This is a genomic window from Nocardia sp. NPDC051929, from assembly GCF_044548645.1.
GTDB lineage: Bacteria > Actinomycetota > Actinomycetes > Mycobacteriales > Mycobacteriaceae > Nocardia > Nocardia sichangensis.
Genome location: NZ_JBIUCG010000006.1, coordinates 229948 through 243428, shown reverse-complemented (window position 1 = coordinate 243428; position 13481 = coordinate 229948). Strand labels below are relative to the sequence as shown.

At 64.2% G+C, this 13481-nt stretch carries 11 protein-coding genes; 2 read left to right on the top strand and 9 right to left on the bottom strand.

What is annotated here, in order from left to right; genetic code table 11:
* A complete protein-coding gene (locus ACIHAX_RS10210; RefSeq protein WP_364429529.1) occupies window positions 1-891 on the top strand; it encodes a class I SAM-dependent methyltransferase in 891 nt (296 codons plus the stop codon).
* 3 nt (window positions 892-894) lie between these two features.
* Here the strand turns inward: ACIHAX_RS10210 and ACIHAX_RS10205 are convergent, their stop codons facing one another.
* The 6 genes from ACIHAX_RS10205 to ACIHAX_RS10180 all read right to left on the bottom strand — a co-directional run bounded on the left by ACIHAX_RS10205 (window position 895) and on the right by ACIHAX_RS10180 (window position 8344).
* Window positions 895-1716, bottom strand: coding sequence for a DUF1206 domain-containing protein (locus ACIHAX_RS10205; protein ID WP_397276916.1), 822 nt, complete (start codon window positions 1714-1716; stop codon window positions 895-897).
* A gap of 202 nt (window positions 1717-1918) precedes the next feature.
* Window positions 1919-2956: a 2-hydroxyacid dehydrogenase gene (locus ACIHAX_RS10200; RefSeq protein WP_397276915.1), complete on the bottom strand. Its 1038-nt coding sequence runs from the start codon at window positions 2954-2956 to the stop codon at window positions 1919-1921.
* Window positions 2953-4134 carry a pyridoxal phosphate-dependent aminotransferase gene (locus ACIHAX_RS10195; protein WP_397276913.1) on the bottom strand — a complete coding sequence of 394 codons (1182 nt, stop codon included), beginning with the start codon at window positions 4132-4134 and terminating at the stop codon, window positions 2953-2955. The genes ACIHAX_RS10200 and ACIHAX_RS10195 overlap by 4 nt, the downstream gene beginning before the upstream one ends.
* 79 nt (window positions 4135-4213) lie before the next feature.
* Entirely contained in the window at window positions 4214-5686 is a 1473-nt protein-coding gene (locus ACIHAX_RS10190) for an MFS transporter (protein WP_397276911.1), read from the bottom strand.
* Window positions 5687-5752: 66 nt separating this feature from the next.
* Window positions 5753-7543, bottom strand: a complete 1791-nt coding sequence (locus ACIHAX_RS10185; RefSeq protein ID WP_397276909.1) for a choline/carnitine O-acyltransferase — start codon at window positions 7541-7543, stop codon at window positions 5753-5755.
* Between the two features lie 231 nt (window positions 7544-7774).
* Window positions 7775-8344: a CGNR zinc finger domain-containing protein gene (locus ACIHAX_RS10180; protein ID WP_364429545.1), complete on the bottom strand. Its 570-nt coding sequence runs from the start codon at window positions 8342-8344 to the stop codon at window positions 7775-7777.
* A 102-nt stretch (window positions 8345-8446) separates the two neighbouring features.
* On the opposite strand from ACIHAX_RS10180, the gene ACIHAX_RS10175 reads away from it, so the two are divergent.
* A complete protein-coding gene (locus ACIHAX_RS10175; protein ID WP_397276906.1) occupies window positions 8447-9649 on the top strand; it encodes an epoxide hydrolase family protein in 1203 nt (400 codons plus the stop codon).
* A 175-nt stretch (window positions 9650-9824) separates the two neighbouring features.
* On the opposite strand, the gene ACIHAX_RS10170 is transcribed toward ACIHAX_RS10175, so the two are convergent.
* The 3 genes from ACIHAX_RS10170 to ACIHAX_RS10160 all read right to left on the bottom strand — a co-directional run bounded on the left by ACIHAX_RS10170 (window position 9825) and on the right by ACIHAX_RS10160 (window position 13410).
* On the bottom strand, window positions 9825-11003 hold the full coding sequence (locus ACIHAX_RS10170; protein WP_364429551.1) for a cytochrome P450: 1179 nt from the start codon (window positions 11001-11003) through the stop codon (window positions 9825-9827).
* 233 nt (window positions 11004-11236) lie between these two features.
* A complete protein-coding gene (locus ACIHAX_RS10165) occupies window positions 11237-11821 on the bottom strand; it encodes a GNAT family N-acetyltransferase (RefSeq protein ID WP_397276904.1) in 585 nt (194 codons plus the stop codon).
* Between the two features lie 446 nt (window positions 11822-12267).
* The gene (locus tag ACIHAX_RS10160) at window positions 12268-13410 is read right to left on the bottom strand and encodes an FAD-dependent monooxygenase (RefSeq protein ID WP_397276902.1); all 1143 of its coding nucleotides are present in this window, start codon (window positions 13408-13410) and stop codon (window positions 12268-12270) included.
* Between the last annotated feature and the right edge of the window lie 71 nt (window positions 13411-13481).

Below are 13481 nucleotides of genomic sequence, written 5' to 3'. Positions count from 1 at the left end.
ATGCGCACCGAGGGAGACGTATGGGACATCGTCAGTAGTGTCGGACTCACCGCATTGGGCGTCGCGACGTTCCGGGCGCTGGAGACATCCGCTCCCGATCCGTTGATCCGGGACGATTACGCGCCCCTGTTCGTCGCGGCCTCGGGCCATCGACATTTCAACGGACTGTTGGCGGACCCTTCCCAACTGGACGACATCCCGCTGGTACCCGGGTTCATGGGCTTCCGCACGAAGTTCTTCGACGACTTCTTCTCGTCGGCCGCGGCGCGGGGCGTTCGGCAAGCCGTTATCGTCGCCGCCGGATTGGACGCGCGGGCATACCGCCTCGACTGGCCCGCGGGTACCACGGTGTTCGAGATCGACCAGCCCAAAGTTCTGGAATTCAAGGAGAAAGTCCTCACCGAGAACGGCGCGCGGCCGAAGGCGGATCGTCGCCCGGTGGCCGTCGACCTGCGCGAGGACTGGCCTGCCGCGCTGCGCAGCGCGGGTTTCGAACCCGGCGAACCGACCGCATGGTCCGCCGAGGGCCTGCTGCCCTATCTACCCGGGGCCGCGCAGGACAAGCTCTTCGAGCACATCGACGGCTGGTCCACCCCTGGCAGCGAGCTGGCCGTGGAGAGCTTCGTGGCGGGAACCGACGTCAAGCGCTTCGCGAACATCGAGAAGAAGTATTTCGACCGCTGCAACCCGTTCGGCGACATCGACCCGGCCGAGTTGTTCTACGACGACGAGCGAGCCGATCCCGCCCGGTGGCTGGCCGGACACGGCTGGTCGGTGCGGAGCGAGAGTCCGAGCGAACTTGCCGCGTCCTACGGGCGATCGGTCCCGGATCTGCCCGAGGAGCTCGACGAGCTGTGGCGGCAACCAAGGCTTCTGACCGCCGAGCGGTAGGCGCTACATCTTGGCGCTGCGAGCCATGACGAAGCTGTAGAGACCGTAGGTGATGATGCCGAGGCCGGCGATCAGGAGCAGAACCACACCGAAGGGCTGCGCGCCGAGCGTCTTGATGGCTCCGTCCAGTCCTGCGGACTTGTTCGGGTCGGATTCGGTCGCGGCGAGGATCACCAGCAACCCGACCGCGGCGACGGCCAGCCCCTTCGCGATGTAACCCACCGTGCCGAGCCGCCGCACGAATGCGCTCGGGTGTCCGCTCAGATCGTCGAGAAAGTTCTGCGTGGCGCCTTTGTGCACGTGGTAGCCGCCGACCGCGATGATGACCAGCCCACCCACGACGAGCGCGATCGTTCCCGCCGTGTTCTGCATCAGGCGCGCCGTGAGCCCCACACTCTGGCTGCTACTCGGTTGCCCGCTGCCCTTGGCAAAACGGAACGCGGTCACGGCGAACGCGAGATAGACAGCGCACAGCGAGAGCGCTTTGACCCGATCGAAGACTTGGGACTTCCAGCTGTCGGCGCCCGGCTTCGACGCGCTGCCGAAAACCGCCTCCACCAGCCGCCACAGTGCCATCATCACGAACGCGACCACACCAACCCACAGAGTGAACACCCCGCCCGGCTTATCGGCCAATTCGGCCATCGCCCCGGATTGATCGGCGCTCCCGCCGCCACCGAACGCCAGCCGGATGGCGATGTAGCCGATCAGCAGATGCACGAGGCCGGACATGACGTAGCCCGCGCGGGCGAACCGCGCGAACACGCCGTTCTGGGCGACGCGACCGGCGGTGCCGGAAAGACCGGTGTGAGTCGTGTGAGTCATGCTGCTCCTCCGTCCCAGGTAGTACGACGGAGACCGCCGCAGGACACCGACCGGATACCCAAGTCCGTGGAGAAAGCACCTGTCCATCGCGGCGGCAGGATGCCCCGCGGTGCGCGCTTCGCCCGCCAGCCACCCGGGTGCAAGGGGCGGGGTGTGCTGCAACACGTCGATGATGGATCCGTCCGACGGCTGTGCCGACGTCCTAGCGGCGGTGGCGCACCGACAGCCAACGGGCATGATCGCGGAAGCCAGGGTTTACGACTCGTGGGTCTTCTCCTGTTTCGAGGATGTTCTCGACCGACTCGGCATTAGCCGCGAGCATCGCGCGGTAGGACTCCTCGGTAGCGCCGGCCGCGTGCGGCGTGACGAGAAGCTTGTCATTGCCCAACGCGATCAGCCCGAAGGGATCGTTCTGGTCGGAGGGCGCGGGCACGACGTAGTAGCCGTCCATGGCAGCGGCCGCGAGGCGACCGTCGAGCAACGCGGTTCGCAACGGCGCCGGATCTACGAGCTCCGCTTCGGAAGTGTTGATCAGAATCGCGCCGGGCTTGACGGCAGCGAGTTGTGCTTCGCCGATCATCCGGGCTGTCTGCGGGCCGTATGGAGCATGGAGACTGATGACATCGGACTCGGCGAGCAGCTCGGGTAGCTCGACCCGGCGAGCGGCGATGTCTCCTTCCAGTTCCGGTTTGGCTGTTCGACTCACGTAGACCACTCGCATCCCGAACCCGCCGACCGCTATCCGGGCAACGATGGTGCCGATGGTCCCCATTCCCACAATTCCCAGCGTCTTCCCATAAAGGTCGCTTGCCCGGGTCTCGGGCCATCGACCGGCCTTCGTTTCCATTGTCAGGTCTGTGATGCCGCGCCAGGCATCGAGCATGAGACCGATCGCGAATTCCGCGACCGCGCGTGCGTTGGCTCCGGGCGCGTTGGTCACCGCGATTCCCGCCGCGGTCGCTGCCGCGGTATCGATGTAGGCGTGATACCCGACACCCATGAACGCTATGACTTTGAGGTCGTCGGCAGTGGACAACGCGGCAGCGGTCGCACGCTCTACACCACCGAGAATGTATGCGTCCTTGCCCAGCAGAGCGCGCGCCAATTCGACTTCGGACAGGTCGTGACGGCAGACTTCTACCTCGATATTCCGCTGACGAAGCCATTCGATCTCGGCTGCCTTCAATTCAGCCCCGGTGAGCAAGGCGCGATAACGGCTCGATCGACCGCGCACGGTCATGCGTCCTTCGCGGCGAGCCGGACTGCGGTGTCTCGCAGCAACTGCGCACCCTCCGACATCAGTTGCGGATCGCGAGCCAAGGCAACGCGGACGAACTTTCTCCCGCGCTCCGGCTGATTCCAGAAGAAGTTCGTTCCGGGTAGCACGTGCACTCCCTCCCAGATCGCCTCATGGACGAAATTCTCACACTCGAGTCCCTCGGGGAGCCGGAGCCAGTCCACCGAGACGGGCGATCGCGATTCGGTGACGAATTCCAATCCCCCGTCCGCGAGAATCGAGCGGAGGATAGCCCGATTTTCCAGCACGGAAGGAAGGATGCTGTGTTCGATGCCATGCTTCGAACTGTCCTCGATGAATTCTGTCAGCACCCGGAGATGGAAAGGAGAGACACTCTGCAGCAGATCGTCGTGCAGTCGGTACATATCTGCGTACATATCCGGACTGCATACCGTCAATCCGACTTTCATCTCGCTGGTGGACCAGGTCTTGCCCGTGTCTTCGAGCACAATATAGGAGACTCCTGATTCCTCCAGGACCTCGTACTGCGACCAACCGCTCGGCAGAGGTGAGAAGAATCGAAAAGACGAGTCCAGAACCAGGGTGCAACGACGGTCGACGCAACACTGCACCAACGTTCTGAACCCCGGTTCGGACAGCGTCCATCCGGTGGGGTTGTTCGGCGAGACCAGCCAGACCACCGCAGGATCGAGCCGAGCCATCGCCGCAGGCAGGTCTTCGACGGTGCAATCCTGTTCCAGCAGCGGCACGAGCTCGACATTCTCTCGGCGCAAGATCGAGGAGATATTGTCGAACACCGGCTCGATCAAGGCGACTCGCTTTTTCGCGCGAGCGCAGTAACTCACCACCATTGTTATCGCGGATGATGCGGAATACGACAGCATATATCTGGATGCATCCTTATGCATCGGCTCGCCCGCCAGGCGCAGAAAGGCGGTGAGGAACACCTCTTCCAGCTCGGACTGCGATTGATTTCGCGCCTCGTGGAACAGCTCTGGAAATCGTTCGACAATTTCGATCTGGGAGGGCGTCAGCGGTTGACGGCAATGCGCATCCGATAGGTTTACGGCGCGATCGAGACTACGCCTCTCGTAGGTGGTGCTGGTTGTGCGCCCGAGCGGATTCGGATGATTCGAACTGTGCGTACGGATAAGTGTCACGGTTGGTCGACCTCCGAAATACTAGTTACATGCTGATGCGATAGCCGGGCAGCCACAGCAGTTGACGAAACCGCGGAGTTCAAGCGGGTGGCCGGCTCCACGGTGAGCCTTTTCGCTGAGGAGATGAAGGAGTTTCGGTCCAAGGCGTCGGGAATTGTCGCATTCCGGTTCGACCCGGGTCGGCAGCCTCGGAATCTATTGACGATACGGCTGGGGATTCGGTTCCGTTGCGCTGTCCGGTAACCGGCTGCTTCACCTTCTTCTCGAAGGCGTAAATTCCGCCGAGTCGGACGTCGAGTGAACCATCGGTATTTCGAGCAAGGGTGATCTGCGCGATATCCAGTATCCGCCTGGTCGCGGTGACGATGAACGCTCGATTCACTGGGCCGGGCGCCCCGGGAATGGGGCCGGCGCGAGCCGCGATTCGGCCCAGCCCGATTCCGGCGCCGATACCGATCGTGGCTGCGGCCAGGATGCCTCCTGACGAACCGGCGAAGTCGACGGACTGACTCGCCCCGATACTTCCCATGGCTACGCCGACCCACATCAGACTGAAATGAAAGCCGAGGGCCTCTCCGAGCGCGTCCTCAGAAGCAGCAGCACTCATCCGATCGGTACAGGCCGGGAAAACAGCACCGGCCAGCACGCCGACCGCGAAAACGGCTATGGCCAGCGAAACCGGCCCGACCGCGAGGGCGCAGAGCGACACGCCGATTCCGAGTCCGACCAGCAGAACGTATGGCGAGATGGTTCTGGAGATCGCGCCGTACCCGTACCCACCGGCCACCGCACCGGCTGCGCCGATGGCCAGCACCAGTCCGATCGCATGCTTGGCATGGAAGTCGTGCATGGCCGTGATGACACTCAGTTCCTCCGCACAGAGGACGGCGGCGGCCGCGGCGTATCCGACACATGCTGTCACGAAGCCGGTCTGCAACCAGGATCGCCGTGGGACCCGCCGTGACACTTCGCTCGTCTCGGTTCGCAGCGGTGGGTTCCGTCTCAGCAACAGGACACCGCAACCCACGGCCACCAACCGGACCACGAGCAGCACCATCGCCGTGTCCCAGATATTCATCACCGCGACGCCCAGCGGCGGCCCGACCAACAGCGACACGTCCGCGGTCACCTCGTACGCGGCGAGCGCCGGCCTTCGCTCCCGTTCGGTCGTGGCGACCGTAATGGCCTGTTTCGCGACATTGATGACCGGTATTTCGAACCATCCCGCCAACGCCGCGAGCAACAGCAACACCGGAAACGGAGCGAATGGCGCGATGAGCCAGCAGATCCCGTTTACCAGGATCGATGGAGCCATGGTGGGGCGCAAGCCCAATCGATCGAGACGCGGGCCGCGCCGCAGCTCGGTTCCGGCCATGCACAGGTAGACCACAGTGCTCAACAAGCCCGCAGCACCGTAGGAAAGATGCAACGTGTGCCGCACATGCATTACCAACAGCAGGGATTGGGAGTTGAGAACAGTCCGGAACAGCAGACTGATCAGCACCATATTGCATACTGTCCGATTTGCCAGAAGCTCTCGGTAGGCTTTCACTCCCACTCACTTTCGGGTGGAATGTCTACTCCTGGCGATCGGACGAGCAGTCATCGATACGCAAAGCTAGCCGACGGATGTCGTCTCGAGCACGGCGCACAACTCCGGGATGGCGACAGAGAGGGCGTGTGCGAATTCGAGCATGTGTTGTTCGATGCCTTTGGAACCGCTCAGGTGTACGCCGAAGCTGCCGGGCTGCAGGATATAGCCGATCCCGATGCAATCGGCGGTCGGCGGCCCGAAACCGAAGAACCGAACATTGACCGACGACACAGCACTGGTACTGAGATAGTCGTCACGCAGAATCCGCCAGCCGGGAGATTCGTAGATCGCGAGCGGCTTTTCGCCGTGCTGACGCTGAATTCGCTGTAGCTCCACGAGATGCCGTTCGGGAGCACGCCCCGCCTGGCATTCTCTGGTGTTGGCGACGTGTGCCCCCGCCGCGGCACGTAGCGCTTCGGCGCGAGCGGTGTGCGTAGCGGTCGAGTCGTTCATCAATGCCACGAAACGAACGACTTCGGGGGTGACCGCCCGGAGCGCCTCGGTACGGCCGTGGCGGTAATGTCGCACGGCTACGGATTCGTAGGTGCTGCCGAGGAATCCCCTGGACCGTTGATGAGCCAGTTGGTAAGCCACTTGCACCAACGCATCCGGCGATATTCCGAGACGTTTGGCCGTGTCCGAGCCGAAGTCGTCGAATGTCACCACCTCCGTGGCGATCTCGCCCGCCTGTTTGCCGAAGTCGGCGGCGGCTTGCCGGATCTCGTGCCGCAGGTCCTCATCGAAACGGAATTCGATCGGTGATATCTCGGGCGCTCGGCCGGGCCGGTCCGCCGAGATGGCTGGCGCATTCGCCAGAATCGCGTCGCAGAAGCCGGCAACCGTGGTTCCGTCCAGGCCGGACTCCTCGATGTTGACGCCCGCGCGACCATCGGCGAACACGATGAATGTCAACGCCTTGTCGTACCAGCGGTTCTCGCCGTCACCATGCAGGAGCGCGTTACAGGCCGAGCGTTCGTCTCGGGGCGCGAAGTCCTCGAGCGCGACGCAGAACAGTGCCGTCTCGATCGTCTCCAGCGCGGCGGCGTTGTCCGGATCTTCGAGGAGAGCCTGGCGGGCCCTCGCCCATGCCGCGCGCGGTTGTGTTGTCAGCGCTCCCGGCGACGGCTCCGCGGCCGGATCGGCTCCCCTGATCGCATCCAGCCCGGCGATCAGATCCTCGATGCGATGTGGGGTACCGTCCGCTGCGAGGACATCCATTCGGAACGCCTGACGACGGAAATGGACGACGATGTGCCGGACCGTTGACGAGCCTGGTTCTCCGGCACTGTGAGCGGAGCGCACGGCGTCGAATTCGATGCCGGGGATTCTGGTGGTAGAGAACAGACACCTGTTCTGGTGCATGGACACCGGACGGCCGCGAAGAATCACGGGCGAAATCATCTCGGCGTCGAGTTCGAGTTTGTACGCGGTGGCGCGCGCGATCAGTTCGGCGGCGCGTTCGAGTTGACCGTGCTCCGAGTCCGTGAGCAAGAAGAAGGAATTCGCACTGAGCGCGATACTGTCGCGGTAGCCGAGATGGCGAGATCTCCAAAAGGCGTCGAGCCAACTGTGGACGCCCGGCGTCCGATCGAATCGCTCTATCTCGGCCTGCCACGTCCGGGCCGGACTGTCCAACGCAAGGAATTGATCCACGGCCGCTGTCGTGACCATCAGTTGCTCGTCGGTCAGCAACGGCGAACATCGCTCGAGAAACCGTTCGCACGTCTCCTCCAACGTCGGGATGGGGAGTCGCGGCAATTCGTCGTCGTAATCGAATGTGCTGCTGGACATCTCGCCGACGGGTTTCTCGCTCACCGTCAGAGTGTCTCATCGCCACCGCAACGACTGGCTCCAGTGGTGGGAATGCCGGGCGCGGCCATTATGGCGGAGTACCGAACCATAAACTATGGTTCGAGATTCGAAGTCGCCGGCATGGGACGCCAGGATGTAGCGGAGGTGCTCCACTCGGCCGGAGACGGTGCGAAACCGGCCCGCACCGCGCCGGAGATCCGCTCTCGATTCAAGTCATACTATGGCCGACTGCAGTCAGCCTTGGATGCCCTTGCGCTGATTGGCATTGAAACGCGCCTTCTTCTGACGATTCCCGCACGTGTTCATGTCACACCATTTGCGGGTGCGGCTTTGGCTGGTGTCGAAGAAGGCCGCTCGGCAGGTTGGCGAGGCACACAAGGCCAGTCTTCCGTTCCGTTCGCCCGCGACGATGCTGATCGCATCGGCGGCGATCACGCCTAGGGCATCTTCTACGCAGGAAGCGGAGCCGAGTCGCCATTGACGCCTGCCCTCGGATGTCAGAACGGCCGCCGCCCGACCCCGAATGCTGCTGTCATTGATGACTTGGACAGCAGGTGCGGGAAGAGCGTCTCCGAGCGCGGCCGCTGTCGCGACGGCGTGAATCGATTCCCGCAGTTCCCAGGCGAGTTCCAGCTGGGCGGTAGTGCAGGAGTCCACGGCCAGGCCGTACACGACCAGCCAGTCGACGAGTCGCTGCGGCGTGGGAATGCGTTCCACACGGTCGCCATGGCGCTCGGACAGAGTCCCCGTGAAGCTGGTCGCTAGCACGTTACCGAGGCGAAAGTCAGGGAGCCCAGCAGGCATGGAACCACCTTAGCTGGTTGCCGGCCGATGCGGAGCCATGCTAGAACCGTCTTAGCCGGTCTCGATAGGCCGAAGCCGGTTCCGCGATGAACAGGAGGTCTCATGCCTGCACTTGGCCACCTCGATCCGGTCTTCACCCGCGACCCCGTCGACGTGCAAGCATTCGAAGCCCACGCGACCGACGCCGTCCTCGACGATCTACGCGCGCGACTGGCCACAGCGCGGCTACCGGAGGCCGAGACGGTCTATCGCGCCGCCCCCGACCCTCGCAGATGGGAACAGGGCGTTCCGCTCGCCGATCTCGTCGACGTCGTGAACTACTGGCGCACCGGGTACGACTGGCGGTCGTTCGAAGCGCGCCTCAACCGGATCGGCCAGTTCCGCACGACCATCGACGATCTGGGAATCCACTTCCTGCACCGCCCATCCGAGCGCGCAGATGCCACTCCCCTGATCTTGACGCACGGCTGGCCGGGCAGCGTTGCCGAGTTCATCGATGTAGTAGACGAGCTGGCAGATCCGAAAGACGCGGACACGCCGGCGTTCCACGTCGTGGCCCCATCGCTACCAGGCTTTGGTTACAGCGACAAGCCGGCCACCACCGGGTGGGGAACCGAAAAGATCGCGGCCGCATGGGTGCAACTCATGGAGAGGCTCGGCTACAGCAAGTTCGCAGCCCACGGCGGCGACTGGGGAGGTGTGATCACCACGGTCCTCGGCGGCAGGTTCCCGGCGCACGTTCTCGGCATCCACACAACGACCGCGCAGGCACCGCCCGGGCTGACAACGGAAGGACTGACGGCGACCGAACGCGAATGGACGGAGCAAACCCGCGATTTCTGGCGCCACCACGCGGCGTACGCGAAGCAGCAGGCGACCCGACCGCAGACCATCGGCTACTCGCTCGTCGACTCACCGGTCGGGCTTCTCGCCTGGATCCTCGACAAGTTCGCCGAGTGGACAGATACCGAAGACAGCCCGTTCGAGACGATCTCCAGAGACCGCGTTCTCGACGACGTCACCCTGTATTGGCTGACGCGGACCGGCGCATCGTCGGCCCGCATCTACTACGAGAGCCACGACTCGCTCGACCCCGAACTTCGGGTCGACGTCCCGTCGGCGATCACCGTGTATCCCCGCGACATCGAGAAGTGCCCGCGCCCCTGGGCACAGGAGCGGTACCGACAGATCGTCCGATGGAACTCGCCCGAAGCCGGGGGACATTTCCCCTCACTCGAGGTTCCCGAATATTTCGTCAAGGACCTACAAGAAGGCCTCGCAGCAGTGCTGGACGCCAATCGGTGAACGCGACTGGGGTGCCGAGCGCGCGCCCACACCGATCCGCCGGCCGAGCGCGTCCAGGCCGGCGGAGACCTCGTAGCGTTGGTCGAGCCATCCAGCCGGTAGCAGAATCATCCGTATTGAGCGGGGTCCCAGGTACGGGTCGGCTTGTTGGTGATGATGAACAGCAATGCCTTGATCATGATGTCACCTCCTTCCTGGGGCTCGGTCGGGCGTGGCCAGGGCTTGTGGGGGTACGCAGCAGGGTGAACGGCCTGGGGGTCGCGGCATTGGTCACGATCGGGCGGGTATCACCTCCGCTGATGACGCGCATAGCGGTGTTCTCGATGAGGGCGGTGGCCGCATCGGTGACCAGATCGTGGGCGACCGCGGCGCCGGCGCAGGTGAAGGGGCCGGAACTGAAGGGTACAAATGGGCCGTGCTCGCTCGGTCGAATCCAGCGGTCGGGTTGAAATGCTCCTGGTCTGGTCCAGTGGTTGTCGTCGTGATGGAGCAGATAGGGGCTGACGGATAGGAGGTCGCCGGTCTGGAAGGCGATCCCCCCGAACTCGGCGGGATAGGGGACGGGACGGCTGACCATCCAGGACACCGGCCGGTGCCGCAGGGCCTCACGTACCACCCAGTCGACGGGCCATGGCCATGGTGCGCCGGGAGAGTGGAGACTGCCCAGCAGCACCGACCACGCGAGCGAGTAGCCCAGTGGTCCCACAATGGACCGGAACATCAGCACATACAGCCGCGCCACCGTTGTATCGGCGACGCCGTCGGGACAGGCACCGATCACGGCATCGAGCAGATCCCGTGGTTCGGCTTCCGCACTGCGGCCGGTGGCGCTGCGCCGGTCCCGGATCTGCTCGTTCAGCGCGGTGGACAGCTTGACGCGCAACAGCTGCGCCCGCGCCCGCTGCGCCATTCGGGCTGGGCGAAGCGCGCCCACGCGTGCGTTTCGCTCCAGTGAATGCCGCAACTCGGGCGAACCATCGGGGTGCAGCAACAGGTCCGCGGTGCACCGATACACCAGCTCGACCCCCGCTGCGGGCCAGCGGGTGATGGAGGGCATTTCCATCACCGCCGCCGCCAGGGACTCGCGATACTTGGGCGTATGCGTCCGCAGAATCGCGCGCACCGCACGGCCGAAATCGACCTGAGCAGACCGCGAAGGCAGCATAGAACCGAAGAACCCGGACTTCCCCGCATGGAAAGCGCGGTCACTCAGCACCGTCAGCGCCAGACCCGTATCGCCGACACACCACCCGCCCCACGGCAGCCCGAACACCTCTACCGGGCTGGTCCGGCGCAGATTCTCGAGGAAACCCAACGGATCACGCCGGAACCGGCGCATCTCTGCAAAACCCATCGGACGGTCCTCTCATAGAGAGGGTGAGCGATTCATCAGATTTTCGAGCGGATTTATCCACTGGCGGTGCGTACAAACGCAGATCAAGCATAGTCTCGAGTAATTCTGCAAGCGAGGCCGTGGGGGTCGACCATGAGGTGAGTACCCGGCACCACCGGGCCTATCGAACACTGGGACAGCAGTGATATCGGTTCACGATCACCCGAGACGGCCGGGCAACCGGCCATCGAGGTCTAACCGATGTGAACTCCATCCGCCTCGGCGAAGGTTCCCGCTGCCACGCGCGCGTACATGAACATGTCGCGGCGTCGATCGCCAACCTTCTGCCACGATCTGAGGAGCCCTTCGCATTCGAAACCGGCTCTCTCCGCAGTGCGGATCGAAGCGCGGTTCCAAGGTTCCACATAGAGCTGTAGTCGTGGGATATGCAGCTCTTCCAGCGCCCAGGTAGCCATTGCCGCCAGAGCATGCGCGGCGACGCCATGGCCGCGGGCAGAGCGGACCACCCAGTAGCTGAGCGATGCGCGGCCTTCGTCGATGTCCTTCAACCACAGGCCGATGCTTCCCAATGGTGTGTTGTCCCGTCGCCGGACGATCACCATCGGGTATCCGGTTCGATCGGTCGCTGGTTGCCGCTGGCGTTCGACAAACCTCGTTGCGGCCTCGAGCGAGAAGGTCGCAGGCACCGTGGTTATAGGAATCAGGTCGTCGGCAGAAGCTTCCCTCACAAGCTCGAGGTCTGCCGCGGACAACGACCACGGGCGGAGTTCCAAGTCTGCGGTGGCTCTCAGATGCGGTATTTGCAGAGCATCGTCCATGGTCGACCTCCCCACAATATGCACAGGATATCGGCCCGGTGTCACCCTTACCACTTCCATTCCCGAGTACCGCATGCACACGCCCACCCCCGCAATTCGATGGCCTCCGGCAGGCATCGGCCGGTTCACCGCGCGATAGGTAGTACCGAACTCCTCGGGCTGAAAGGCGCTTCTTCGATCGGGGCGAACGTCACCTCGCCCGGCGGCAAGTCGCCAATGGTATCGGCCCAGGATCACCACACCCACCGGCCCATCCGATACAAACCAGAATGCGAACCGTGCGTTTCCGTGGGGTCGGGCCGAACAAAACAGGTCATCGCCTCCACCGGCAGCATCACCGGTCACCTGCCGATGATCAACCCGCCACCCCGGGCCGCGGGTTACAGCGTCAACCTTCCCGGACACGGCAGTAGTATTCTCGCTGGTTTCTCGCGGCGGGCCTGGAATTACGCGGTACGCGTTCGCCTGATCCCGGCGAGTGCGGGTGCGAGCCGGGCGGCGGTGTTGCGCAACGCGATGCCGGTCCGGGTGCCGGGTAGCAGCATGGCGCGTGCGGCGCGGAATCCCTGTTGTTTGGAATCGACCAGGGGTCGGTGGCCGGTTTCGTAGCGGCGCAGCGCGTCGGCTATGTCGGTCGGTGATTGGCTCAATTCCTCGGCGAGCCGGTAGGCGCCGGCGATGGCCAGGGTTGAGCCGTCGCCGAACAACGACACCGCGGCGGCCGCGTCCCCGACCAGTCCGATGCGCCCGGTGGACCAGTGCGGCGCCCGGACCCGGCTCACGGAGTCGAAGTACAGATCTTCGGCGGTGTGTACCTGGTCCAGCAGTTCCGGCAGTCGCCATGAGGCGTCGGGGAATGCTTCGGCGACGAGGTTCTTGTGCTGAGCCAGGTCGCGGTGGTCGTAGCCGGGCACCGCGTCACCGCGGAACATGAACGTCGCGATCGCATGTCCCTTGGTCGGGTGTATCGAGACCGCCCGGCCGGGTGTGTTGTAGATGATGACTTCGGTGTCGTCACCGAACGGTACGCCGATCGGCAGCGTCGCCACATACATTCCGGCATGGCGCACGAACTGCTGTTCCGGCCCGAAGGCCAGCCGCCGCACGGCCGAGTGCAGACCGTCGGCGCCGATCACCGCATCGAACCGTGCGGGTGGAGCGGCAGCGAAACCGACATCGACGCCCGCCGCGTCCTGGGACAGGTCGGTGATCGTGTCGCCCCAGAGGAATTCGACGCGGTCGCGGGCGGCGTCGAGCAGGATCGAGGCGAGGTCGGCGCGCGGCACCTCGACCTCCCGCTCGCCGGCGCCGCCCTGGAACATGCGCAGCGGAACACCGGCCACCCGCCGGCCTGCCGCATCGACGAACGTCATCCGGTCCACCGCGGAGGCGACCTCCCGCAGTCGTGGCATCACGCCCATCTTCTCGACCACCTCGACCGCCGGCCCCTTCACGTCGACGGGATTGCCACTGGAGCGCTCCGTTGCGGCCCGCTCGACAACCGTCACGTCGAATCCCTTGTGGGCCAGCCAGTATGCAGCCGTCGCGCCGCCGACGCCCGCGCCGGAGATCAGCACCTTCTTGTCCATGTCGCACACCCTTCGAATAACTGGACGATTTTCGTCCACTTCCAGAAGGTAGCATAAGTGGAAGATATTCG

Excerpts from the sequence above, each read along its gene's own strand:
- ACIHAX_RS10210 (WP_364429529.1), top strand. The coding sequence starts at position 1 with ATGCGCACCGAGGGAGACGTATGGGACATCGTCAGTAGTGTCGGACTC.
- ACIHAX_RS10205 (WP_397276916.1), bottom strand. The coding sequence starts at position 1,716 with ATGACTCACACGACTCACACCGGTCTTTCCGGCACCGCCGGTCGCGTC.
- ACIHAX_RS10200 (WP_397276915.1), bottom strand. The coding sequence starts at position 2,956 with ATGACCGTGCGCGGTCGATCGAGCCGTTATCGCGCCTTGCTCACCGGG.
- ACIHAX_RS10180 (WP_364429545.1), bottom strand. The coding sequence starts at position 8,344 with ATGCCTGCTGGGCTCCCTGACTTTCGCCTCGGTAACGTGCTAGCGACC.
- ACIHAX_RS10175 (WP_397276906.1), top strand. The coding sequence starts at position 8,447 with ATGCCTGCACTTGGCCACCTCGATCCGGTCTTCACCCGCGACCCCGTC.
- ACIHAX_RS10170 (WP_364429551.1), bottom strand. The coding sequence starts at position 11,003 with ATGGGTTTTGCAGAGATGCGCCGGTTCCGGCGTGATCCGTTGGGTTTC.
- ACIHAX_RS10165 (WP_397276904.1), bottom strand. The coding sequence starts at position 11,821 with ATGGACGATGCTCTGCAAATACCGCATCTGAGAGCCACCGCAGACTTG.
- ACIHAX_RS10160 (WP_397276902.1), bottom strand. The coding sequence starts at position 13,410 with ATGGACAAGAAGGTGCTGATCTCCGGCGCGGGCGTCGGCGGCGCGACG.